Annotated in this window: 17 protein-coding genes; 8 read left to right on the top strand and 9 right to left on the bottom strand. The window is 34.5% G+C overall.

Going from position 1 to position 25906, the window contains the following annotated elements:
- Positions 1-297 precede the first annotated feature (297 nt).
- Positions 298-1659, top strand: a complete 1362-nt coding sequence (locus AB3G33_RS04860; RefSeq protein WP_367773042.1) for a hydroxymethylglutaryl-CoA synthase family protein — start codon at positions 298-300, stop codon at positions 1657-1659.
- Positions 1660-1723: 64 nt separating this feature from the next.
- Here AB3G33_RS04860 and AB3G33_RS04855 read toward each other — a convergent pair whose 3' ends face one another.
- On the bottom strand, positions 1724-3205 hold the full coding sequence (locus AB3G33_RS04855; RefSeq protein WP_367756575.1) for a helix-turn-helix domain-containing protein: 1482 nt from the start codon (positions 3203-3205) through the stop codon (positions 1724-1726).
- A 118-nt stretch (positions 3206-3323) separates the two neighbouring features.
- Here AB3G33_RS04855 and aceB point away from each other — a divergent pair, with 118 nt between their 5' ends.
- The 5 genes from aceB to AB3G33_RS04830 all read left to right on the top strand — a co-directional run bounded on the left by aceB (position 3324) and on the right by AB3G33_RS04830 (position 9921).
- Positions 3324-4925: a malate synthase A gene (gene aceB / locus AB3G33_RS04850; protein ID WP_367773041.1), complete on the top strand. Its 1602-nt coding sequence runs from the start codon at positions 3324-3326 to the stop codon at positions 4923-4925.
- Between the two features lie 31 nt (positions 4926-4956).
- Positions 4957-6243, top strand: coding sequence for an isocitrate lyase (aceA, locus tag AB3G33_RS04845; RefSeq protein WP_367774090.1), 1287 nt, complete (start codon positions 4957-4959; stop codon positions 6241-6243).
- Positions 6244-6403: 160 nt separating this feature from the next.
- Positions 6404-7696: an aminopeptidase P family protein gene (locus AB3G33_RS04840; protein WP_367773039.1), complete on the top strand. Its 1293-nt coding sequence runs from the start codon at positions 6404-6406 to the stop codon at positions 7694-7696.
- 387 nt (positions 7697-8083) lie between these two features.
- A complete protein-coding gene (locus AB3G33_RS04835; protein ID WP_367773038.1) occupies positions 8084-8884 on the top strand; it encodes a TIGR00266 family protein in 801 nt (266 codons plus the stop codon).
- Positions 8885-9138: 254 nt separating this feature from the next.
- Positions 9139-9921 carry an alpha/beta fold hydrolase gene (locus AB3G33_RS04830; protein ID WP_367773036.1) on the top strand — a complete coding sequence of 261 codons (783 nt, stop codon included), beginning with the start codon at positions 9139-9141 and terminating at the stop codon, positions 9919-9921.
- Here the strand turns inward: AB3G33_RS04830 and AB3G33_RS04825 are convergent.
- The 7 genes from AB3G33_RS04825 to AB3G33_RS04795 all read right to left on the bottom strand — a co-directional run bounded on the left by AB3G33_RS04825 (position 9918) and on the right by AB3G33_RS04795 (position 22357).
- On the bottom strand, positions 9918-10589 hold the full coding sequence (locus tag AB3G33_RS04825) for an ATP-binding cassette domain-containing protein (RefSeq protein ID WP_367773034.1): 672 nt from the start codon (positions 10587-10589) through the stop codon (positions 9918-9920). The genes AB3G33_RS04830 and AB3G33_RS04825 overlap by 4 nt on opposite strands.
- 410 nt (positions 10590-10999) lie before the next feature.
- Positions 11000-13765 (bottom strand): PD-(D/E)XK nuclease family protein, encoded by a 2766-nt coding sequence (locus tag AB3G33_RS04820; protein ID WP_367773032.1) that lies wholly within the window; start codon positions 13763-13765, stop codon positions 11000-11002.
- Positions 13766-13829: 64 nt separating this feature from the next.
- A complete protein-coding gene (locus AB3G33_RS04815; protein WP_367773030.1) occupies positions 13830-15263 on the bottom strand; it encodes an OmpA family protein in 1434 nt (477 codons plus the stop codon).
- A 133-nt stretch (positions 15264-15396) separates the two neighbouring features.
- Complete coding sequence (kbl, locus tag AB3G33_RS04810; protein ID WP_367773029.1) at positions 15397-16590, bottom strand: glycine C-acetyltransferase; 1194 nt, start codon at positions 16588-16590, stop codon at positions 15397-15399.
- A 48-nt stretch (positions 16591-16638) separates the two neighbouring features.
- Complete coding sequence (locus AB3G33_RS04805; RefSeq protein ID WP_367773027.1) at positions 16639-19800, bottom strand: UvrD-helicase domain-containing protein; 3162 nt, start codon at positions 19798-19800, stop codon at positions 16639-16641.
- Between the two features lie 371 nt (positions 19801-20171).
- Positions 20172-20711, bottom strand: a complete 540-nt coding sequence (locus AB3G33_RS04800; protein WP_367756557.1) for a hypothetical protein — start codon at positions 20709-20711, stop codon at positions 20172-20174.
- Positions 20712-20782: 71 nt separating this feature from the next.
- Positions 20783-22357, bottom strand: coding sequence for a T9SS type A sorting domain-containing protein (locus tag AB3G33_RS04795; protein WP_367756555.1), 1575 nt, complete (start codon positions 22355-22357; stop codon positions 20783-20785).
- 708 nt (positions 22358-23065) lie between these two features.
- Between AB3G33_RS04795 and rbfA the strand changes: the two genes are divergently transcribed.
- Positions 23066-23458, top strand: a complete 393-nt coding sequence (gene rbfA / locus AB3G33_RS04790; protein WP_367756553.1) for a 30S ribosome-binding factor RbfA — start codon at positions 23066-23068, stop codon at positions 23456-23458.
- Positions 23459-23461: 3 nt separating this feature from the next.
- On the top strand, positions 23462-24661 hold the full coding sequence (locus AB3G33_RS04785; protein WP_367756551.1) for an ABC transporter permease: 1200 nt from the start codon (positions 23462-23464) through the stop codon (positions 24659-24661).
- A 94-nt stretch (positions 24662-24755) separates the two neighbouring features.
- Here AB3G33_RS04785 and dusB read toward each other — a convergent pair whose 3' ends face one another.
- Positions 24756-25748 carry a tRNA dihydrouridine synthase DusB gene (gene dusB, locus AB3G33_RS04780; protein ID WP_367756549.1) on the bottom strand — a complete coding sequence of 331 codons (993 nt, stop codon included), beginning with the start codon at positions 25746-25748 and terminating at the stop codon, positions 24756-24758.
- Positions 25749-25906: the final 158 nt, after the last annotated feature.

Here is a 25906-nt window from a genome sequence, read left to right as displayed (position 1 = left end):
TGTTATTTATAATGATTTTAAAGTGTTTTAGCCAAAAAACTATTGAATTCCTAAAAAATAAGCGCTAACCCTTTATACAACGGTAAGTTAGTTAAACAAATGACAAAAAAGTCTTAAATATGGTTTTGTAAAATAAATAATAATGGCCCTCCATAAAGAGTTATAATTATCAATCATATAATTTTAGCCGCCCTTTCCTTTTAAATTAATAAAAACACAAAAAAGAGGCATTTTGTGCATTTAAAAAATTGCATTCTGCCTGCGTGATTTTAACTTTACAAGTTAAAAAAAATCAAAATGAAAGTAGGAATTGATAGCATATCTTTTGATGTTGCCAAGATACATTTACCCATTACCACTTTGGCGAAAGCCCGAAATATTGAACCCGAAAAACTAGAAAAAGGCCTCGGATTATTGAAAATGACTTTAGCAGATGTTCATCAAGATACTGTAGTTTTTGGAGCTAATGCCTTAACTAAATTAATTCAAGACAACAACATCAACTTGAATGAAATTGCCCGTATATATATAGGTACCGAAAGCAGTATTGATAGCTCAAAACCCATCAGTTCTTTCTTGATAGCATTGATGGAACAAAAATTTGGAGAAAATACTTTATCTCAATGTGATGTAGTTGACTTTACTTTTGCCTGTATTGGTGGCGTAGACGCGATGCACAACTGCATTGATTTTGTAAAACTAAATCCAACAAAGAAAGCCATAGTTGTCACTACAGATTTGGCTAAATACGATTTGAATTCTACTGGAGAATACACCCAAGGCGCTGGAGCAGTTGCGATTTTGATAGCGTCGAATCCAAGAATTATTTCTTTTGAGAATAACTGGGCAACAAGTACCAAAGGCGTTTTTGACTTCTTTAAACCCTACAGAACCATTTCTAAAGAAGCTATTACCAGAAATAACTCCAATGAACCTTGGTTTGATAACCTAGAATCCGAAATAGAAATTCACAAAGAGCAACCTGTTTTTGATGGACAATATTCGAATCAATGTTATATGGATCGGACTCGTGACGCTTATTTTTCTTTCAAAAAATTAAAACAAACGGAGGATCCTATTTACAATTCATGGAAAAGTATTATCATGCATTTACCGTATGCTTTTCAAGGACGCCGCATGTTATCTGAAATTTACACCTTAGACGCTAAAAACAAAACGATCACTGGAAACGAAGACGCTCAAGAGTACCAAAACAAACTAAAAGAAACCAGCAAATCCGAGGAATACAAGAATTTTGTAAACCAAAAACTACTACCTGCTGAACGGGCTTCGTCATTAATTGGAAACTTATACACAGGATCTATTTTTATGGGATTACTTTCTACTTTGGCACATTTTCAGGATACTGAGAAGGAAATAAATGGTGCTAAATTTGGCTTCCTAGCTTATGGTAGTGGCTCAAAATCAAAAGTTTTTGAAGGAACAATTCAACAAGAATGGACAGTCGCTATTGCAAATTGCAAGCTTTTTGAAACGTTAGCACAGAGTCACGAAATAAACTTTGACACTTATGAAAAACTACATAAAAAAGAACAAAGTGCTAGTATTCAAGAACCAAAAAATGAATGGGTTTTAGACCGAATAGAAAAAAAAATTCCAAATCTTCTTGGTGCTCGTTATTACAAATGGGTAGATTAGTACAACGGAAAACCTCGATTGCAACTAGTTTACAATCGAGGTTTTTTAATTAAAATATTTTTGACTAACTAAATTTAGCCATATACTGCTGTACAATTAAGTCGGTATTTTCATTCCGCTTTTTTTGCTCTAATTGAATGGGGGGTGACGCGCGTTCTTCGCAGTTTTTAACCGCACAAGTTTCACAAGTAACACCAACAATTTGTCTTTTAATACTTTCATTATCGATAAACTTGAATTTCTTTTTCATCGCAGGACTTATTAAAATCCCAACCGATATACTTCTTAAACAATCTTTCTTAAACGGATCATCGGTAGCTGATGAAAAAACCAAATACTCATTACTACTATTGTCATAACGGGAAATTTGAGCTCCAAAATAATGACTCTTTTTTTCGGCAATAGCCGCTTCAATTGTTTTTACAGAAATCCATCTTCGGCAATAATGCTCATTCATTTCATTAGCATGAGGCTCTTGCTGATTGGTAATATGCAATTCTTTTTTTATCTGATAGGTATCCGCTCCTATTTTATGAGAAAGACGCAGGAAAAATAAGTTTTTTAACTGAAAATCCTTTGGTAGAATGTTTGTTAACCTTTGATAAAAAGATTCTGGCGACACATTAAATTGCCCCATCAAATCAATCATTTCTTGTGATGTTGGATTACTCTTAGACAGAAAAATATTGAGCTCCCCTATAAGTTTTTTTCTTGGAATCAACAATGCGCCTGCAAAATAAGAGGCATAAAAATTATTCAAAACCTGATCAAAATTATCGAACTTTATCCAACTAAACGTATACAAACGATCTTGAATTTCTAAATAATTATAGGCAATTTCTTTTGCCAAAATAAACGCTTTTTGCTGTTCATCAATCTCAAGTGACAGCAATAAAGTTTTGCTTTTGGGAACATAAATCGAACGCAAATCCCCCAACTCTTCTTGCTCCGAAAAAACAAGTTCCTGAATCGTATAGCCGTATTCTTCTTTCAAAATTGCCGTTAATTCATCTAACGAAATTTTGTTGTTCATATCAATGTGAAACGCTTTGGAAAAATCCAAAACCTTTTGTTCTAAATCTTCAAAATAATTATTGTGCGCTTCTTGATAAGATCTCAAGGCGGCCAAGAAAAAACTTTCCCTACTTAAATTGTAGTGTTGCGCGATCTCAATAATCGTACTTATAAACGCATTGACTTTGGCTGGAGCATTTGCAATAATATCAATCAAATCATTTTCTTGGATTCCGAAGATGTCAAGCGGTATCTCTTTTAAAATTCCCGATTTTAAAATCTCACCAATAGGAGCCAAATTATTATCCAATTTCAAAGACACCATATGATCGTAAGAAACCTCGAGCTTTTCAGCTAGTAGAATAATCTTATCGGTCTTGGGATATTTTTTCCCCTTCTCTATTTCATTCAAATACGATTTAGAGAGCTCGGTGATTTTGGCTAAACCAAATAGAGACAAATTCTTATTCGTGCGTGCTTGCTTGAGTTTCAACCCAAAAATTAACTTGATGTAATCCTTTTCCATGTTCATATTTCAAATATACGCTAAAAAATAAAAACAGCAAAAAAAAGTTTTTTACATTTTTAGCGTACGTTCGCTTGTTTTGTAAAAAACTTTTCGTAACATTGTCATGTAAAACATATTAACCATGAAACAATCAACCCACACAATTGAAAAAACATTGCGAATTAAGGCTAATGCCAATCAACAATTCCCAGATGTATTAACTGAAGATGCGATGGAGTATCTAACTAATTTGCATCATCAATTCAACAATCGAAGAATTGCATTATTAGAAGATCGCAAAAAACAACAACTATTATTTGATGCAGGCGCCTTGCCAACTTTTCCATTGGAAACAAAAAACATTCGTGAAAATGAATGGCTAGCCGCTCCCACACCAGACGATTTATTAGACCGTAGAGTCGAAATTACTGGTCCAGTCGATAGAAAAATGGTTATTAACGCTTTGAATAGCGGTGCAAAAACATTTATGGCCGATTTTGAAGACAGCACCTCGCCTACTTGGAGTAATCTAATGCTAGGACAACAAAATCTAATAGATGCTGTAAACAAAACCATCGTTCTGGAAGATGTTTCAAAAAATAAAAAATACCAACTGAATGATACGACTGCCGTTTTACTGGTCCGCCCAAGAGGTTTGCATTTGCAAGAAAAACACATTTTAATTGAAGATCAAGAAACATCGGGCTCACTCGTTGACTTTGGATTATATGCTTTTCACAATTTCAAACAATTGCTAAAAGACGGTTCAGCACCTTACTATTACATTCCAAAACTGGAACATTATCTTGAAGCACGCTGGTGGAATGAAGTAATTGATTTTACCGAGGATTATCTAGGTATGCAAAGAGGAACGATCAAAGTGACGGTCTTGGTAGAAACGATAACAGCGAGTTTTCAGCTTGACGAAATCATATTCGAATTAAAAGAACATATCGTAGGATTGAATTGCGGACGTTGGGATTATATCTTTTCGTACATCAAAAAACTAAGAAATAACCCCGCTTATATTGTTCCAAATAGAGACCAAGTAACCATGACCTCACCGTTTATGAGCGCGTATTCGCAACTGGTAATTCAGCGTTGCCACAAAAGAAACATTCATGCAATTGGCGGAATGGCCGCGCAGATTCCGATAAAAAACAATCCAGAAGCAAACACAACTGCTTTCAATAAAGTAATTGCCGACAAAGAAAGAGAAGTTAAAAACGGGCATGATGGCACATGGGTAGCACATCCAGATTTGATTCCGCTTGCCATGGAAGTATTCGACAGAGAAATGCCAACAAAAAATCAGATTCACGTAAAAAGAACCGATTTACACATTACAGAGAGTGATTTATTAGAAGTGCCAAAAGGAATCGTTACAGAAGAAGGCATTCGAAAAAACATCAATGTTTCTATTCTGTACATCGCTTCTTGGCTTCATGGTCAAGGTGCCGCCGCTATTCATCATTTGATGGAAGACGCAGCAACAGCCGAGATTTCAAGATCACAACTATGGCAGTGGCTACAAAACGGAGTCACTTTGGACAATAACAAAAAACTGACCAACAATTATTACCATCGTTTAGCTATGGAAGAATATGAAAAAATTAAAAAACTAGTTGGAGAAGACAGCCACGAAAATGGAGAATATAAACTAGCCGAACAATTGTTAGATGTGCTCGTTGTAAATCCAAATTTTATTGACTTCCTAACTATTCCAGGCTACAAATACTTATAAACAAACCAAAAAAAATACCAAAAAAAAAGAAATTATGAAAACTAGAGAAGAAAGAATTCAAGCATTAGTTACGGATTGGATCACTAACCCAAGGTGGAAAGGCATTGAGCGCCCATACACAGCTGAAGAAGTAATCAACTTGCAAGGTTCTTATAAAATAGAACACAGTATTGCAAGAATGGGTGCTGAGAAATTATGGAAAAAACTAAACGCTCAAGATTTTGTAGCCGGATTAGGTGCCTTAACTGGAAATCAAGCCATTCAAGAAGTAGAAGCTGGATTAGAAGCTATTTATTTGAGCGGATGGCAAGTAGCTGCTGATGCTAATGTTGCCGGTGAAATGTACCCTGACCAATCTTTATATCCCGCTAATAGCGTTCCGCTAGTAGTAAAAAGAATCAACAATGCACTATTACGTGCAGACCAAATCCAGGTTGTAAACGGAGAAGAAAATAAAAAAGATTATTTAGTACCAATTGTAGCGGATGCCGAAGCAGGTTTTGGTGGAAACCTAAATGCATTCGAATTAATGAAATCCATGATTGAATCGGGAGCTGCAGGAGTTCACTTTGAAGATCAATTAAGTTCAGCTAAAAAATGCGGTCATTTAGGCGGAAAAGTATTAGTTCCAACCCAAGAGGCTATTAACAAATTGGTTGCTGCACGTTTAGCGACGGATGTTATGGGAACACCAACATTAATTGTAGCACGTACTGATGCGGATGCGGCAAATCTATTAACAAGCGACATTGATCCAAGAGATGCAAAATTTATTACAGGTGAAAAAACATCCGAAGGTTTTTTCCATGTAAACTGTGGTGTACAACAAGGAATTGATAGAGGGTTAAGTTATGCGCCTTACGCTGATTTGATTTGGATGGAAACGAGCAACCCAGATTTAGCTTATGCAAAACAATTTGCCGATGCCATTCACAAAGAATTCCCAGGCAAAATGTTAGCCTACAACTGTTCGCCTTCATTCAACTGGGCTGCAAAACTTTCCGTTGCAGAGATGGAAACCTTTAGAGAAGACCTTGCTGCAATGGGATACAAATTTCAATTCATCACTTTGGCAGGATTTCATGCTTTAAACACCAGTATGTTTGAATTGTCAAAAGCCTATAAAGAAAGAGGAATGGCAGGATATTCTGAATTACAAGAGCGTGAATTTGCGTTGCAAAAACACGGATTTAAAGCGGTTAAACACCAAGGCTTTGTAGGGACATCCTATTTTGATGCCGTACAAAATACCGTTACCACTGGAAGATCTTCAACAACAGCGATGAAAGACTCAACAGAAACGGCACAGTTTAAATAAAACAACTTACTAATTCAATTGCAAAACGCATTGGTTTAAAAAGACTCTTTTTAAGCCAATGCGTTTTTTGTTGTTTTTTACTTAAAATTATCGAATTCATAACTAGAAACAATTTAAACTTAGTATTTTTGAATAAATAAAAGTAAAAAACAAGATCGTTATGAAATACCATCAAATTGACCGTGACTTATTTATAAAAAATCGCGCCAAATTCATGGCTCAAATGAAGCCTAAAAGTGTTGCTGTTTTCAACTCAAATGACATCTATCCTATAAGTGCCGATAGCACCATGCCATTTGCGCAACACCGTGATATTTTTTATTTAAGTGGCGTTGACCAAGAAGAAAGCATCTTATTACTTTTTCCAGATGCTCCTTATGAGCATCAAAGAGAAATATTATTCTTAAAAGAGACGAACGAACATATCGCCGTTTGGGAAGGGGAGAAACTAACCAAAGAACGCGCGTTATCTGTTTCTGGAATCAAAACTGTGTACTGGTTACAAGAATTCGAGAAAGTTTTATTCGAATTAATGACACATTCTGATACGATTTATATCAATACAAACGAGCACTATAGAGCGACAGTAGAAACTGAAACTCGTGAGGCCCGTTTTGTAAAATGGTGGAAAGAAAAATATCCTGCACACACTGTTGCTAAAAGCAATCCTATCCTGCAACGCATCCGTTCAGTGAAAGAAAGTGAAGAACTAGACCTTATTCAAAAAGCATGTGACATCACCGAAAAAGGATTTAGACGCATCCTTTCTTTTGTGAAACCAAATGTAATGGAATACGAAATTGAAGCCGAATTTATTCATGAATTCCTCTACAATCGTTCCAAAGGTTTTGCGTACACGCCAATCATTGGTTCAGGAAATAATGCAAATGTGTTACATTATATCGAAAACAACCAACAATGTAAAGCGGGTGATTTAATATTACTAGACGTAGGAGCTGAATATGCAAATTATTCTAGTGATATGACACGTACGATTCCTGTATCAGGGAAATTCTCTGACCGACAAAAAGCAGTTTACAATGCCGTATTAAACGTTAAAAACGAAGCGACAAAAATGCTTGTTCCAGGAACAATGTGGAAACAATACCATGTTGAAGTGGGTAAATTAATGACTTCAGAATTATTAGGTTTGGGTTTAATAGATAAAGCCGATGTGCAAAATGAAAACCCAGAATGGCCTGCCTATAAAAAATATTTCATGCACGGAACTTCCCACCACATGGGTCTAGACACGCATGATTACGGAATCTTGACTGAACCTATGCAAGCCAATATGGTTTTCACGGTAGAGCCTGGAATTTATATCCCAGCCGAAGGTTTTGGAATCCGTCTTGAGGACGATGTTGTCATTCAAGAAAAAGGAGAGCCGTTCAATTTAATGCGCAACATTCCTATCGAGGCAGACGAAATAGAAAGTTTGATGCATTCGTAAGAAAATAGAATCAAGAGAAAAAAAAGACGGTTCACAGCAATGTGAGCCGTTTTTTTATATTCAAAGCCCAAATAAACAAACAACCATTAAACAAATAAACGATTAAACATTTTTCTTGGGCGCATCCCGCCTCCGTAAACTCCGGCAGGGTCGGGCTGTACACTTCTAGTCCTCGTCCCTAAAAAACGGGACTGTGGGCTATCCGCTGCCATCCCTTGCGCATTACAACAACGTTAAATTTTCCAAAACAAGAATTCTAAAATCACCAAAAAATGTAACTTTATCACTCCATTTACGTCTTATAAAAAGAATAAAATACAATGAACCTTAATTCCTTAATGGTTCATACACATAAATCATCTTTTAAAAATCAATACAATCAAAATTATGACAGCACACGAAATAGATTACCAGATTTTCGGGGAAGAAATGCAGTATGTAGAAATCGAACTAGATCCACAAGAAATTGTCATTGCCGAGGCAGGCAGTTTCATGATGATGGACAATAACATTCAGATGCAAACCATTTTTGGCGACGGATCACATCAACAATCAGGGATTTTTGACAAGCTTTTAAGTGCAGGAAAAAGAGTCTTAACAGGCGAAAGCATGTTCATGACAGCCTTTATCAATCAGCATCACGGAAAAGGAAAAGTCTCTTTTGCATCACCATACCCAGGTAAAATCCTCCCAATTGATCTAACCGAATTTCAAGGAAAATTCATCTGCCAAAAAAGTTCGTTTTTATGCGCTGCTAAAGGTGTTTCTGTTGGTATCGAATTTTCTAAAAAAATAGGTCGCGGCCTTTTTGGTGGAGAAGGTTTCATCATGCAAAAAATCGAAGGAGACGGAATGGCATTTGTACATTCAGGAGGAACGCTAGCCAAAAAAGAATTAAAAGCAGGCGAAGTACTTAAAGTTGACACCGGTTGTATTGTAGGATTCACCAAAGATGTCGATTACGATATCGAGTTCATAGGCGGCATCAAGAATTCCATTTTTGGAGGAGAAGGGTTATTTTACGCCACACTTCGAGGTCCTGGAACTGTTTATGTACAATCATTACCCTTCAGCCGACTAGCCGATAGAATCATAGCCTCCGCACCCAAAGCAGGTGGAAACAGCCGTGACGAAGGAAGCTTACTAGGCGGTTTAGGAAATCTATTGGATGGTGATAATCGATTTTAACAACTAACACTATTCCTCAAACATGTCATACAGACGTAGGAGCCATCTCACTAGTTTCTCCTATTATGTGATTTCTCCTCCGTCTAAATGACAAAATAACGACAGTTGTTAGAATTAGAAACTAAAAACTTACATGAACTTCTATACTTTATATCGTTTAAAAAACCATCTTCCCCCTACTATCCTGAAAACTTATAGGATTTAAACATAATTAAATTACTAATTTTGCAGCTGCTCAAAAACGAAAGTAAAAAGTGAATCACATACAATTCAAAAATACAAGTATTGCCTACTCGGATACCGGAAAAGGAACCGCAATAGTTTTCCTACATGGTTTCTTAGAAAATCAAAAAATGTGGAACAACCTCATCGCCCCTTTTACTAAAAAAAATCGAGTAATCACGATTGACTTATTGGGTCATGGCGAAACAGAATGTTTGGGTTATGTGCAAAGCATGGAAGACAATGCAGATGCTGTTCATGCGGTCTTGGCAGAGTTGCGCATTCGTAAAGCGATTTTCGTTGGGCATTCTATGGGCGGTTATGTTGCTCTAGCTTTCGCCGAAATGCATCCTGATGCCGTAAAAGGTTTAGTTTTACTGAATTCAACTGCAAAAGCAGATAGTGATGAACGAAAAACAAATCGAGATCGAGCAATTAAGGCTGTTAAACAAAGCTACAAAGGATTTGTAAGCATGGCGATAACCAATTTATTCAGTGAAAACAATCGAGAGCGATTAAATGACCAAATTGAAATTGTAAAAAAAGAAGCTTTAAAAACACCGCTTCAAGCTATTGTTGCTTCACTAGAAGGCATGAAAATACGCAAAGACCGAGAAGTTTTACTGCATCTTACTCCTTATCCAAAAATGTTGATTTTAGGCGAAAAAGATCCTGTTTTAGACTACGAAGAAACCAAAGTTCAAGTTGAAAATACCAATGTAGAATTAATTACTTTTCCTGACGGACACATGTCACATATTGAAAACCAAGAAGAACTGACAGGCGTTTTATTACAATTTTTTAAGAAAATTTAGAAATTTCCAGTTCTTAAATATCCTTTTTCAATCAATTCATTTTTATTGGTTAGATGATGGGCTTTTCCTTCTTTCATCAATATCAATTTAGTAGAAATAGCAATTACATTTTCATAATTATGATCTGTAATAACAATTCCTTTCTTTGTTGAATGTTCTTGTAACAAAAGATTGACTTTTTCAATCATTAATGGTGACAAACCGTTATAAGGCTCGTCTAAAAGAACAAACTGAGAAGTATTGTTAAGAATCAGTTTAATTTCGAGATAGCGCAACTCTCCTCCAGAAAGATGATTAATTTTTTTATCCTTGAAAGTCTTAATTATTTCATCATCATTAAAGGCATTTATTTTGCTTTTTTCTAATGTTAGTGCAATTGCTTTGTTAACGGTAAAATGATTTGGAATAAAATTATCTTGAGAGAGGTAACTAATTTGCTGGAACAAATCATTGGTTTTATCTTTCACGACGCCATCAATTCGGACAAACTTGAAATCGGCAATCTCAATTCCGAAAATAATTTTCAGTAATGTAGATTTCCCAGAGCCATTTCGACCTAATAAACCGATGATATCATTCGTTTCACATTTTAAATACACATCCGACAGAATGGATTTATTATCAAACCTTTTCTGAACGCTGTCTATTTCAAGTACATGTTTTTTCAAAATAGTAAACTGATAAAATTAATAGTAAGACTTAGAAAAATGAGAGCTACAAAATTACAACACCAAGCATACAACCAAAGTTCTGTTTTAGAAATATTATTGTTGTAATAAAACAAATATTCGTTTTTAGTATTGATTTCCTTGGCTAATAAACTAACCGCAAAACCAACCGTTAAAAAAGTATACTTGAAAGCAAAAAACCCCAAGTAAAGAACTGGCAGAACACAAAAAGCCAAATTAATGACTAAAGTACTTTTAAAAAATTCAAATATATTGAGTGCTTTTTTGATAGTTGCTCTTTTTTGTAAAGAAAATAAATTTCTAGAATATCAATGACAAAATAATGCTAATTAAAAATCACGCATATGATTCTCAATTATAACTTTTCACATTTCACGTCTCACAATTCACTAAATTATTTTTTCCTCAAATGGTACTTTTTCATCCAAAATTTCCTTTAAAAGCAACACAATTTGTTCTAAATAATTAGCCATAATAATATCGTTTATCACATATTCACTGTCTTTTTCCTCTTTAAAATTAAAAGGTAAAAATCCTGATTTTAAATTCTTAAACGAAATTATCCCAGCTTCAATAGGTTTTGAATCCGCTAGTTTATCATACATGAAAGCATAGGCCAAAACCTGAATGATCTTATCGTTTTTAATTTCTTCAGTTAGTCCTTTCCACGTTTTCAAAGTCACACTCGACTTCTCTACTTTACCCGTTTTATAATCGATAATTCGGATAGTGCCGTTACGCTCTTCGATTCTATCGACATTCCCTTTTATCAATACAGGAAAAGGCAAGCTTGGGTGCGTTAACGTCCGTTCAAAAGTTTGTTCTAAGGCAATGATTTTGATCGCATCACCTGCTTTGATACTTACTAATTCTACTTTTAAGAAATTAGACACATTGCGTTTAGCTACTTCAAAAGCGAGTAGATTTCGCCCTTTTTTAATATCTCCTTGTTTGTATACGGCCTTGAATTGTATAAGTACTTCAGCATCTATTTGCTTAAAGCAATTTTGAATGTCATGTTCGGCTATGAATTTACCAATAAAAGGCTCATACAAGACTTTTAATGTTTCATGAATAATAGTTCCTAACGTATTCAACGCAATATTTTCTTCGACTTCTTCGACTTCGCGAATGCGTAAAATCTTCTGAAAATAAAACTGAATCGGATTCCTGATATAGCTTGTCAATGCCGAAGGTGAAAAACCAACAGTGGCAATTTCCTTCAATCGCGTCATCACTGCTTCCGATTTTTGAATCTTCATTGGCGTATAAGCCGTTTCAGGTAGCACAGCATTGTATATTTCGTGCGTAAGATTATGATTGCGTTGCTTCTCTACTTCTAGCTGTGTAATAAATCGGCTTTTTTCACCTGCATCCAGTCCTTCACTTTCGGTGTTATACAGCAAATAGATGTTTTTTGCACGTTGCAGTAAATGATAAAAGTGATAGGTGTAAATCGCATCTTTTTCTTTGAAAGTAGGCAATCCCAATTCGCGTTTCACATCATAAGGAATAAAAGAATTCTGTGATTTTCCTGCCGGAAACTTCCCTTCATTCATAGAAGTAACAATTACGGTATCAAAATCCAAAACCCGACTTTCAAGGACACCCATGATTTGTAAACCATTGAGTGGCTCGCCTTCAAATGAAACCTCCGCCAAATCAATTACTTGTTTGTAAATAGCATGTAAAGTGTCTATCTTGTCAATATGTTCGTGTTGTGAATAATAATTAATCAATTTATTAATGACCTTAAAAATAGCAAAAACAAAGGCTTTTGTAATTTTTTCTTCTTCATTATCATTACTCAAGTTGTTCTTAATGGTCAGTAATAAACCGGAAATAGTATCTAAAACTGCAATTGACCCTTGCTCCCATTTTTTAAATAATAGTAGAAACAAATCAGTAGGTTCAGGATTTAATTCCATCACCTTTTGATGGGTAATAAATGTATAATTATTTTGATTGATGATAGTAACCAATCCTGATGTTTTGGCATAGGGTTCCACTAATGGATGTGTCAAAATATCCAAGACATCTTTGTAATACAACACATAATTTTTAGCATTACGAGACAGGGCATTGGTGTGCATCTTGAAAAGCTTTGCAATCAAAATTTGAGCTGGATTGTTTTTACTCGAATACCCCATGGTAATATTCAAAGCACCAACGGTTGAGGGTAGCGAATACAAAAGGGGAACTAACACATTTTCCTCACCAAGAACAACTGCTACTTTATCAAGTGAAGCTGAAGGATTCTTGTTGATGATTTTTTCAATTATACTTCCAGTAATTTTGGCCTGACCAATTGTTTTTGGTGTGCCAATGACTTGGATATTTTTTGTTTCCGAAAAATCATTTACAATCCATTCAAAAGGATTGGATTTATAGTGTTTCCAGTTCGCTTTAAATCGTCTTAAAAACAGCCCTGCATCATGATAGGGATCATTTAGAAACGTTTGATCTGCGTCCCAATATATTTTAGCTTGATCAGCAGCAATAAGGTGTTGAATAATTTTTTCTTCAGAAGCATTTAAGGCATTAAAGCCTGCAAAAACGTAATGCTTATCGGTGATTGTTTTCGAAAAATGAATAAGATTTTCTACTGCTTGACGGTAAATTAAACCTTGATAGCCTATCCCTTTTTTTAGCAAATGAGCATATAATGATTGGTAGTAATTGGGCAGTAATTTCCAGAAGTCAATGTAGTTCTCTAGTAGTTGGGTTTTGTTCTCTACCTCTATTCCCCATTTTTTGATATCCTCAATGTCTTTTAGGTAAGACAAAACATGAGTAGGATCTAATAAATAACGGTCAATTTCATTGAAATCTTGCAAAAGCATTTTGGCCCAATTTGCAAATAACTCAAAGGACTGTTGGCTTGAATTTTCGGTAACTGACAAATAAACCTCATAGAATTCAAACAATAATTCAATAGGATCTACCGTACGAATAGCCGCAATATCTTGAATAAAATCCTCAATACTAATAATCTCTGGAGAAAGTACATTAGAGCTTACTTGTTTTTTTAAGGCTTCGATTAAGAATATCTTGGCTCTTTTATTAGGTAAGACTACTATTGTATTCGATAATTTATCGGAGTAATCTTGAATTAAAACATGTGCAATTTTATCTAAAAAAGAAGTATTTATCATTTCATAAAAATAAAAAAAACGCCCCGATAAATCGAGGCGTTTTCTATAATTATTTTAGAAGAAATTATTCTTTAATTAAAGAAACTTCAACTCTTCTGTTTTGAGCTTTTCCTTTTGCTGTTTTATTAGTAGCAATTGGTTTAGTTTCACCATAACCTGTGTGCTCTAATCTATCTGCAGCAATACCATTTTCAATTAAGTAATTTTTAACGGCATGAGCTCTATTTTGAGATAAATCTTGGTTTAAAGCATTAGAACCATCGCTATCAGTATGACCTTCAATCATAAATCTAGAATTAGGATATTCTTTTAAGATTGATGCAATAGATTCTAAAACTGTATAAGATTGTTTCTTGAAAGTAGATTTTCCAGAATCAAACAAAATTGTTTTACCATATTCGTTTAATTGTTTGATAACTTCAGCAGTAACTTCAGGACAACCTTTGTTAGCAACAGTTCCTTTTACAGTAGGACATTTATCATCTTTGTCTAATACTCCATCTCCATCAGTATCTGGCCAAGGACAACCTGCGTTTTCTTTTGGACCTGCAACAGTAGGACATTTATCATCTTTATCAGTAATTCCATCACCATCAGCATCTGGACATCCTTTTAAAGCAGCTAAACCAAATACATCTGGACAAGCATCATCTTTATCAGCTATACCATCTCCATCAGTGTCAGGACAACCGTTTAATGCAGCTAAACCAAATACATCTGGACAAGCATCATTTCCGTCGATAATTCCGTCTCCATCAGTATCAGGACAACCGTTGAATTGTTTTAAACCTGCAACTTCTGGACAAGCATCATCTTTGTCGTAAATTCCATCTCCGTCAGTATCTTTTCCTCCAAATTTGAAAGTAAGACCAGCGGTATGTTGGAAGTGAGATGGAGCATCAGGAGTACCTGAAGCATCTTCTCTATCACCAAATGATTTTTTATAGCTTGTTTCAAATGACAAACCTATGTTTTCAGTAAACCATAAAGTTAATCCAGCACCTGGATTTACAGTACCATAACTACTATCTCCAAAGAAAGTATAACCTCCACCAACGTGTAACGAAGGATCGATAACTTTAGAGTTGATTAAGCTCATGAAGCTATATTTAACCGTTGCGTCAATACCATAATACATTAAATCTCCAGGATTAGAAACAACCATTCCACGAGAATCATGACCTGTTGCAGTAGGATCAAATTTTACATATTTTTCAATTTTATTCACAGATCCTTGAACACCAAAAGAGAAATTATCTCCTAGGTATTTAGATATACCAATGTAAGATACAGAAGGAAGAACATTCCAATTATCTTTAACAGCAAATGGCTGAGAAAAATGTTGATCCAACCATCCATTTCCACCACCAGCACTTGTTCTAGTGTCTACGGCATTAACTCCAAAAGAGATAGCCCACGGGTTGTTACTGTCTTGTGCGTGAGAGCTTAACCCCATCACCATCATTGCAGCAACTAAAATTTTGTTAAGATGTTTCATACTTAATTTATTTAATTACAATTTAGTTAATTACAAACAAAAGTAATGCGATATTTATTAATTACAAAACTAAATGTTAAAAAAAACCCTTTAAAATCACAAAAAGTGGCAATTTCATAACTTTCAATAATAATTATACAACATCTAATAAACGTCCAACCTCAATGAAAGCTGAAATCGCCTTATCTAAATGTTCCTTTGTATGTGCTGCAGATAGCTGAACACGAATTCTTGCTTTATCCTTAGGAACTACAGGGAAAAAGAATCCAATTACATAAATTCCTTTTTTCAATAATTCATCTGCCATGGTCTGGGACAACTTAGCATCATATAACATAACTGGTACAATAGCCGAATCACCTTCCACAATGTCAAATCCGGCTTTTTTCATTCCGGCTTTAAAGTAATTCGTATTCCATTCTAATTGATCTCTTAAACTAGTGTCTTTTTCTAAAAGCTCAAAAACTTTAATTGACGCCCCTACAATTGCAGGAGCTAATGAATTAGAAAACAAATACGGTCTTGAACGCTGACGCAACAATTCGATTATTTCTTTTTTAGCTGTAGTATAACCTCCCATGGCTCCACCTAAAGCTTTTCCGAGAGTTCCTGTTATAATATCTACCCTTCCCATTACTCCTTTTGCTTCAAGCGTACCTTTACCAGTTGCTCCTATAAACCCAGCGGCATGACATTCGTCAACCATTACCATTGCATCATATTTATCAGCGAGGTCACAAATTTTATCTAATGGCGCTACAACTCCATCCATTGAGAAAACTCCATCAGTTACAATTATCTTAAAACGACTTCCCGCTTCATTTGCTTTGATTAATTGTTGTTCTAGGTCTTCCATGTTACTGTTTTCATAACGGTAGCGCGATGCTTTACACAAACGAACTCCATCAATAATAGAAGCATGATTCAAACTATCTGAGATTATTGCGTCTCCTTCTCCTAATAAAGGTTCAAAAACTCCACCATTAGCATCAAAAGCAGCCGCATACAAAATCGTATCTTCTGTACCGTAAAATTCCGAGATTTTTCTTTCTAATGTTTTGTGAATATCTTGTGTCCCACAAATAAAACGTACAGATGACATTCCGAAACCATGTGTATCCATAGCATCTTTCGCAGCTTGTATCACTTCTGGATGAGATGACAAGCCTAAATAATTATTGGCACAAAAATTTAAAACTGTTTCACCTGTAGAAATCGTAATTTCTGCTCCTTGTGGAGAAGTAATGATTCTTTCTTTTTTAAATATCCCGTTATCTTCTATTGTTTGTAATTCGTTTTGAAGATGTTCTTTTATCTTTCCGTACATTTTTTATCTTTTTATAAGTTTGGATTTTGCGAATAATTCATTTTTAAGCTACAAATTTACTACATCGATTTCTTTTCCGATGTAAATCAATGATTTTTTTACGACTTTATAACCCATTAACTCAATTGCATATTGATAATTTTCTAATTGCTTTTGATATTTTGCATTATGCCCCCCCGTTTTATAATCTAATAAATAGACTTCATTGTTGTTATTCACTACCATACGGTCCGGTTTTATTGTACTTCCTTCTTTTTGAATAATAGTTTGTTCGTTCAAAATAACATTCCCTTCAGCAAAAAAGAATTCCAATTCCCTATGATTAACAATATCCTGGATGGTTTGGTAGACCAACTCTTTTTGTCCAAAATTGATCAATCCGTTTTCAATCGCTTTCTCGACAGCCAAAACGATATCTCCTTTAGTTTTCACAAATGATAAAATTTCGTGTACGACATTTCCATACTCAATGGACTCTTGTTGATGCGTCCCCCACATTAATGCTTCTCGTTGGGCAATCTTAATGTTTTTTGCATCTAACGTCTCAGCTACTACTTCAATCTTTTTTGAAGTATCCACATGTTTTGATGCTGATGATAATTTTGCCGAATTTCCAAATTCATATTCGAATTTCTCTGGTTCAAAACCATCTTTGCTATTCAAATAATTAATAAAGAAAGCTGACATATTATTGGTCTTCACCTCTCCTTTACTCGTTAAGTTCATATTTGAAATAATATACAATTGTTCTTCTGCACGGGTTAATGCCACATATAAAACATTGATATTATCTAATAGCTCTTCTTGTTTTTTTAAATCATAAGCTGATTTTGCCTCTTCACCAAAACCTTCAACAGCACTACTATTGTCTATTAAAACCTTAGGCAGACCAAAATCCATTTCGGAAGCATCCAACCACAATTTATCTTTTGGTTTCCTACTATAATCTTCCTCAGCAAAAGGCATAATCACTACTGGAAATTCCAGTCCTTTTGATTTATGTATGGTCATAATACGAACCGCATTATTTCCCTCTGGTGACGGAATACTAAACTTCTCAGCGTTCTTATCCCAGAAATTCAAGAAATCAGTAATTCCTGCTTGATTACGAACATCACGTTCTAAAACGATATCAAGGAAATACTGCACATACGCTCCGCCACCTTTAGCGAGTTCTGGCGACAAAAATTTTGAAATCACAATTTCTACAGCCTCATACAATGATTTTTTTCGAATGTTTTGAAACGAAAGTGAGATATCAAAACTCGTGAGCCAATTCTCAAAATCCACTTCGTTTTTTTGTTCCATACCTTGGGCGATGAAATCATGAACCGCTAATTTATCTTGAACGTGCTCTGCGATGTAATGCAGAAAATACGCTTTTGCCTCTAAGTCAGCGTTATTTTTTAAGTATTTTAAAAGATGAATTATCAAACGCACTTCAGTTGCATTTTGAATCATCAAGGTTTCTGACGACAAAAGCGGAATGTTTTGCTCTGTCAAATAATTAGCAATCGCAATTCCTTGATCTCGTTTGCGAGTCAAAATCACAATATCTTTATACTCAAAACCTTCACGTAACACTTTTTGTATGGTATTTAAAGTCGCTAAAACATATAATTCTGTTTTATCTAGCGCTTCCTCATCCTCTTCGGTTGCTTCTACTTTTGGTATAAATGAAATATTAACATAACCACCCGTTTTACTATTCGTTTTTTGATGACTATGGTTTTCATACAAATCTTTATAATCTGGATGTTCAAATTCACCAGAGATCAACTTAAAGAATTCATTATTAAAATCAATTACTTGAGAATAAGACCGATAATTTTTATCTAAATGTTCGAGTCTTTTATCGGGATTATTGAACGGATTTTGGTCTTTACTCAATTCAATAAATTGTTCCGCTTTTCCGCCACGCCATCTGTAAATGGATTGTTTTGGATCTCCCACAATCATCAAAGTTCCTTTTACACCAAAATCATCCTGACCTGAAAGTGCATTATCAATCAGTGGAATCAGGTTCTGCCATTGCATTTCGGAAGTATCCTGAAATTCATCAATGAAAAAATGACGGTAGCGTTCTCCCAATCGTTCATATATAAAAGGAGCAGGTTGGTTTTGAATTTCCCGATGGATAATTGCATTAAATTCCGAGATGGAAAGTACATTTTGTTCTTCCTGAATCTTGGCTAATTCATTACTCACCGTGTTCAATAAAGAAAGTGGCGTGATATTTTTAAGAAAGGCTTTGTAAAAATCTCTTTTTTCGAAATTTGTATAAATCGTTGCTAGAATCTGGATTAACTCTGGAATTAGATTTTCTATTAAAGCACGATCTTTTGCCGTTTTATTGATTGCAATATCATCAAACTCATGAAACATTTTATTCTTAGGATTGAATTTCCCTTGCTGAATACTATTAATGTGATTTGGAAAAGTGCCTCTAGAAAAGGATTTGGTGTCAATCCCGTTTTTATCAATTAAGGTCAATGCTTCTTCAGCAAAAACAATAGTTTGCTTTTCTAAATCTTTGCACGCTTCAGACAGTTTGTTTTTTATTTCGACAAATTCAGTGATGGATTTATCTTGAAAATGCGTGATTTCGTTTCTATTATTTTCGTTTAAAACCAACCGACCGGTTTCGAGAATTTCACGAGAAATATCCCAAGATTTGTCATCATCGGTTTTTTCCATCGTGAAATCGATGAGCAATTTAGTTAATGTTTCATCTTCTCCGGCTTGGGCGATGATGGCATCAACAGCTTCTACAAGCAGATTTTCGGTATCCAAAGTAACTTCAAACGTCATAGGTAAATTCAAATCATGTGCAAAAGCGCGAATCACTTTGTGCGTAAATTTATCAATCGTAGAAATATCAAAAGCGGCATAATTGTGAATAATATGCTTGATGATTTGCTGTGATTTGGTTTTGATTTCAATGATAGATAATTCCGTATCAATTGCCAAATCCTGCATTAAATCTTGCGCTTTATTGCTTGGTTCTTCTTTGGCAAATTCAGAAAGACTGCCTACGATTCGGCTTTTCATTTCGTGTACCGCTTTGTTGGTAAACGTAATGGCGAGAATGTTGCGATAGGCATCATTTTTTTTGGCAACAAGAATTATTTTTAAATATTCTTTGACAAGTGCGTAGGTTTTTCCGGAACCTGCCGATGCGTCGTATATGGAGAATGAAGGTCTTTGCATATTGATTTTTGTTTAATCATCATTAAATGTAATACAAAGATTTATAACTTTCTATTGTTTTATAATCTTAATCATGTAAGCCAATAAATTCAACAAAAAAACCTTTGGACTTAGCCTTAGCCAAAGGTTTTTTATAATATTGAAATGTCAGACCAAATTTAAAAAACAAAAAAACTTAAACTTTTAATCATTTTTACTGATTTGTAATCGGTTTCGTTTAACCCAGTTTTTATTGTTGGTGCTGCGCGCATAAATAACACGTAGCTGTTGCCAAATGCTTTTGTGGTTATTTATTAGGATGATAATTTTATCTTTTTATTGCATAGCTTATTCCAAATAATAAAAATTTATGTTTTACGTTTTTAATTATTTCATTCTTTCTCTAAATGTATTTGAAAACCAACATTTAAATATATGGATCGATTTTCAATGTTTGGATTAAGTTTTTGAGTTGAATAATTTAATGCAACTTCAATACCAACACTACTATTCACAAAGAAAACAGTCCCCGCTTTAATTAAAAATGTATCTGATTTAAAATTGCTACGATGTAATCTTACAATTTCATAACGTACTTCCGAAAAAATATTTATTTGCTTTTCTTTTCCTAAAAAGTAATATCTAATAAATGGGGATATATTATTTGAACTTATGGAGTGGTCACCTCCTTTCGGAAAAATATAACTGAATTGGCCAGCCGCGCCGATAGCTAGTTTATCAATGAAAAAATATCCAATATTTGGTGCAATTCCTAAAGAAGTTGAAGATTCAGTAGTACTTCCACCAATTGTTGATTTAGAGCTTGACAATCCTGCAGTACCCCCCATCATCCAGTTTCCTTTGTTTATTTGAGCATTTGAAGCAACTGCAACTAATAAAGTTGCGATGAATAAAATTTTATTGATTTTCATTTTTTTGTTGATTTAAGTTATTGTAAAAAAAAACAATTGCATTGCCTGTAGACAATGCAATTGAAGTTATTTTATTTGTTTAAAATGATTTTCCCTGTAAAAATGTTAGTATCTGTAATCACTTTGAGAACGTAAATACCTGATTTTAATTTTTGTGAAAGTTCAATTTGTAATTCAGTTTGATTGTCAAATTTTGCTTCTTGCACTAAAATCCCATTTATATCAAATATTTGATAATTACCCGAATAGTTATCAGGCAGCATAGCATTGATATTGCCGTTTGTTGGGTTCGGGGTTATAAGTAAGGTAGCAGCCAAAATCTCAGTAGATTCAACTTTAACACTTGTTACTGACTTGCCTTTTGAGGATAATTTGGCACTAGGAGTACAAGGAGCAGGAGGATAAACAGTAAACGTTTTACTGCTTGACAAACCAGTACACAGATTTTTATTAGATACAGTAACCGTTGTAGGTCTGCCATTTCTATAATGCAATTCATCCCCTGGGCCCCAAAGAAATTCAGGAGAAACAGTAGTTATTCCATTGTTAAAGCCATTTGTGCTTACAAATGACAAATCGAATATTTCCGCAGTACATATTGAACCACCATTTGAAGATGTTACAGTAAAATAACCCTGAGGAGTTGGAGCAGTTGTGCTGTCTAAAATTTTAAATAAAATTGAAGGAGTTGTTGCTATACAACCACCAATAAAAGAAACTTCGGCATAAATATTTATTGAACTCCCTGTTGCAATCGCACTAGTAGGGGTTATAGTTGGTGTTAATGTATTTTGACCAGAGATAGTACAATTTGGAGCCACCCAATTAATGCTTGAAATTCCGCATTGAGTAGGAATAATCATTTGCAACCCACCACTTCCTTTGCATATATAATCATAGGGTGGAGTGGTACTATAATTTGGAGTAAATGAGGCTGTTCTATTTGTTTTTGGGATTGTATTGGATTTTGATTTTTGATACATAATACTTCCATTACTTCTCGAAACAACACAATCTACTGTAACAAGAGCTTGTAATGGATCTGGGCTAACTGTAATTGTCGGAGAACCTTGACCTGAAATTATAGTAGCCCCTGAAATTAACCAAACAAATTTATTGGCAGTTCCATAATTTGAAGCTTGTATAGAAACATTGTTTGAACAGCAACCCAAAATCGTCGGAGAAGAAATTGTTGGTGCAAAAATTCGATTAATATTTACGGTGTAGGTCAAAGGATGAATTCTACTTCCAGTAGGATAAGTATTGCCTAAAGCATCAACTGCATAATAACTAACATTTGCAACAATAGAAATGTTGGAGGTCAAAGAATTTGAATTATCTTCCCATCGAATTGGGAAATTTATACTTTGTGATTGGCCAATACTGTAAGTGTTTAAAGATTGTGAGTTATTACTATACGAGCCATATCCAGAATTATTCATATTAGAACTTCCGTCATTAATAAACCAAGAGGTTAATTTATATGAGCTACTACCAGCAGGATAATCGGATGATTTAGGCATAAAAGTAAAACTAAATTGATTATTCAAACCTACTTCGACACTCGATGGTGCGTTTACTGTTATTTGTGACCAAGTAAAATTAGTGAATATTACACTAAAACATAAAAAGATAATTTTTTTCATTTCATTGATTTTTGGACTGCCTACTATCTTTTTGGGCATCTGTTCGGCTAATTTTCCCCGCTACAATTTACCGTTATCGAATGTTAGAATACTAACCGTTCCTTACATTTCTTGAATAAATCAAAGGTTTTCAAGTCTTTTTTCAGGTAACGTTTCTCAAAGGTATCTAATAACTCTAATCCTCTCACAAATCTACCATAGAAAAAATCGATTACTTTACGGTTTTCCTCATTTGGGCAAATAAATTTACGATGAGCAGATACAAAACAAATTTTGACTTGTCGTAAATGATAATTAAAATTTGGAAAAATCAAAACAAATACAAGTTGGCAAACGCAATTTTGAGAAAAGTAATAGGTCTAGATTAGAAGCTGGCAGAGCAAATGCAACTCTTTCTACCTTGTGAATAATGTCAAAAGCCTTGAAAATAAATACAATCGAATTATTCAAGTTTAACGATTAATAGTGCTTTTGAAACTCGTAAATTTTCATTCAAAAACCTAAATTTATTTTCTTCCCAAATCCCCTAGGCCCTGATAGAAGTGGAAATCCTTTTATAAAGCTGGAAGCCTTTTGAATGCTTTCAGCTTTATAAAAGATTGCAAAGAACAGCAGGAAATAGCTCCTACAAACACAACTATTTTTAGGTTACTTTTAAAATTTGTCCCGAAACTTCGGGATAAAACTTAAAAGTAGTATTTTTGCAGCATGGAAACAAATAGACAGAAAAAAATAGGTGGGGTTATCCAAAAAGATTTGGTTGATATTCTCCAAGGTGAAGTGAGAAAAAACGGAGTAGCTAATTTAATCATTTCGGTATCCAAGGTTACGGTAACTACAGATTTATCAGTAGCTACAGTGCATTTAAGCGTTTTCCCTCAGGACAAAGCCAAAGAAATCTTAGAGGCGGTTAAGTCCAATGCTAAAAACATAAAACATGATTTATCGCAACGAGTGCGTTTGCAATTAAGAAAAGTTCCCAATTTGGTTTTCTTTATTGACGACTCTTTAGACTACATTGAAAAAATTGACAATGCGTTAGCCAATAGAGATAATCCTATAGAAAATAGAGATCTTTTGGACAAACGCAGATTCCAATAAAATTTGAATTTTCCCCTTTACATAGCCAAACGCTACATTCTTAGCAATAGTAAAAATAATGCTATCAATATCATCAATCGAATTGCCAGCATGGGAATTATTGTTGGCGCAATGGCTTTGTTTGTGGTTTTGTCCGTTTTTAGTGGGCTGAAAGTTTTTAGCCTTTCGTTTACCAATGATATTGATCCCGATTTAAAAATAAGTAGCACTTTAGGGAAATCATTTTTTGTTACTCCAGAACAAGAAAACCAAATCAAAAAAATAGAAGGCGTTGTTTCTTATTCTAAAATAATAGAAGAGCGCGTTTTGTTTGTTTTTGATGACAAGCAAGAAGTAACCTATTTGAAAGGCGTCGACCAAAACTTTAGTAAAGTCAACGACATCAAAAAAACACTTTACAATGGGCAATGGATTGAGCCTAATACAAATCAAGTAGTGGTAGGTTATGGCATTGCTCAAAAATTTTCGATGGGCTTGCTTGATTATAACAAAACCCTAGAAGTTCTAGTTCCAAAACCTGGAAAAGGAACAATTGAAAATGCGGAACAAGCTTTTAACAAAAGTGAAGTTTTCCCTATTGGCATTTACGCTATCAGCGAAGATCTAGATTCTAAATATGTTTTTTCTGATTTAGGTCTAGCCCAAGAATTATTGGAATACAAAAACAATCAGATTTCTGGCATAGAAATTAAAGAAAAAACTGGAGCCGATGAAAATGCGATTATAGACAAACTACAATCTATTTTCAACAATAAAATAACTGTAAAGAATCGAGCACAACTCAATGAATCCTTATATAAAATGTTGAACACTGAGAATATCGCAGTATATTTAATATTTACTTTAGTAATAGTGGTAGCTCTTTTCAACCTCATTGGTGCATTGATTATGATGATTCTAGACAAAAAAGGAAATTTGAAAACCCTTTTTAATTTAGGAACTGAAATAAAAGATTTGAGAAAAATATTTTTACTTCAAGGTACTTTATTGAGCGTTTTTGGCGGAATAATCGGATTAGTTTTAGGAATAATTATCGTTTTACTGCAACAACACTTCCAACTCGTTATGATTACTCCTACACTGGCTTATCCTGTCATTTTCTCTCTTGAAAATGTGTTAATTGTGATGGGGACAATAGTTACGCTTGGCTTTATTGCTTCATTGATTGCTAGTAGCCGAGTAAGTAAAAAGTTATTGGATTAAGATTTCAGATGTAAATAGAAAAATTCCACTAATTTATACAAATCAATTTGTGTAAATTAGTGGAATTCGTGTTTAACTATTTTATCAAAAATTTCTACACCACTTCATAACCAGCATATGCTTGCTCTATGTTATTTAAAATAGCAAACAATTCGGCAGGATTATCTTGTGTAACTAATTGTTGTTTGAAGGGTTTAAAAGAGTGAATTCCTTTAAAGTAATTAGTATAATGAGGACGGGTTTCAACAATTCCCAATCGCTCTCCTTTCCATTCCATTGCCCAGGTTAAGTGATTGCGCACGGCTTCTACTCTATCAGCAACTGTAGGTTTAGCTAAATGCTCCCCTGTTTTGAAGTAATGTTTGATTTCGTTGAAAATCCAAGGATACCCAATCGCGGCACGACCAATCATGATTCCGTCGATACCGTATTCATTTTTATATTGCAATGCTTTTTCTGGACTGTCGATATCTCCGTTACCAAAAATAGGCATGGTGATTCTAGGGTTGTTTTTTACTCGGGCGATGTGCGACCAGTCCGAATGGCCTTTATACATTTGGGCACGAGTTCTAGCGTGAATACTCAAAGCAGCAACACCAATATCTTGCAAACGCTCTGCCACCTCATCTATATTAATCGAATTGTCATCCCAACCCAAACGCGTTTTTACCGTTACTGGTAAATGAGTACTGTCAATAACGGCTTTCGTCAAGCGTATCATCAAATCCACATCTTTTAAGACTCCGGCACCTGCACCTTTACAAACCACTTTCTTAACTGGACAACCATAATTGATATCAATTAGATCTGGATTTACAGTTGAAACAATTTTAGAAGACAAAGCCATCGCTTCCTCATCACCTCCAAAAATCTGGATTCCAACGGGGCGTTCGTAGTCGAAGATGTCTAATTTCATTCGGCTTTTGATTGCGTCACGAATTAAACCTTCAGAAGAAATAAACTCAGAGTACATCAAATCGGCACCATGCATTTTACACAACCTACGATAAGGTGGGTCACTCACGTCCTCCATAGGAGCGAGAAGTAAAGGGAAATCTGGTAATTCTATGTTGCCAATCTTAATCATCTTCGTTTAATTTTGTGCAAAATTACAACATTTAGATGAATCGCAGAAAGTAGTTATCGAAAAGACTTCTAACTTAACCTATTAGTTTACTAATTCTAGGCTTTGAAGCTATTGATTTTAGCGTATATTTGCAGATTAATTGTCGTTGTTCGACGCTT

The sequence above is a fragment of the Flavobacterium sp. WC2421 genome (genome assembly GCF_040822115.1).
Classification (GTDB): domain Bacteria; phylum Bacteroidota; class Bacteroidia; order Flavobacteriales; family Flavobacteriaceae; genus Flavobacterium.
Note: the sequence above shows the minus strand (reverse complement) of the source record. Positions and strands in the feature narration are given on the sequence as shown.

Coding starts and splice junctions, on each gene's coding strand:
- dusB (WP_367756549.1), bottom strand. CDS start 25,748: ATGATTAAGATTGGCAACATAGAATTACCAGATTTCCCTTTACTTCTC.
- AB3G33_RS04815 (WP_367773030.1), bottom strand. CDS start 15,263: ATGAAACATCTTAACAAAATTTTAGTTGCTGCAATGATGGTGATGGGG.
- AB3G33_RS04805 (WP_367773027.1), bottom strand. CDS start 19,800: ATGCAAAGACCTTCATTCTCCATATACGACGCATCGGCAGGTTCCGGA.
- rbfA (WP_367756553.1), top strand. CDS start 23,066: ATGGAAACAAATAGACAGAAAAAAATAGGTGGGGTTATCCAAAAAGAT.
- AB3G33_RS04840 (WP_367773039.1), top strand. CDS start 6,404: ATGAAATACCATCAAATTGACCGTGACTTATTTATAAAAAATCGCGCC.
- kbl (WP_367773029.1), bottom strand. CDS start 16,590: ATGTACGGAAAGATAAAAGAACATCTTCAAAACGAATTACAAACAATA.
- AB3G33_RS04820 (WP_367773032.1), bottom strand. CDS start 13,765: ATGATAAATACTTCTTTTTTAGATAAAATTGCACATGTTTTAATTCAA.
- AB3G33_RS04835 (WP_367773038.1), top strand. CDS start 8,084: ATGACAGCACACGAAATAGATTACCAGATTTTCGGGGAAGAAATGCAG.
- AB3G33_RS04855 (WP_367756575.1), bottom strand. CDS start 3,205: ATGAACATGGAAAAGGATTACATCAAGTTAATTTTTGGGTTGAAACTC.
- aceB (WP_367773041.1), top strand. CDS start 3,324: ATGAAACAATCAACCCACACAATTGAAAAAACATTGCGAATTAAGGCT.
- AB3G33_RS04860 (WP_367773042.1), top strand. CDS start 298: ATGAAAGTAGGAATTGATAGCATATCTTTTGATGTTGCCAAGATACAT.
- AB3G33_RS04795 (WP_367756555.1), bottom strand. CDS start 22,357: ATGAAAAAAATTATCTTTTTATGTTTTAGTGTAATATTCACTAATTTT.
- AB3G33_RS04800 (WP_367756557.1), bottom strand. CDS start 20,711: ATGAAAATCAATAAAATTTTATTCATCGCAACTTTATTAGTTGCAGTT.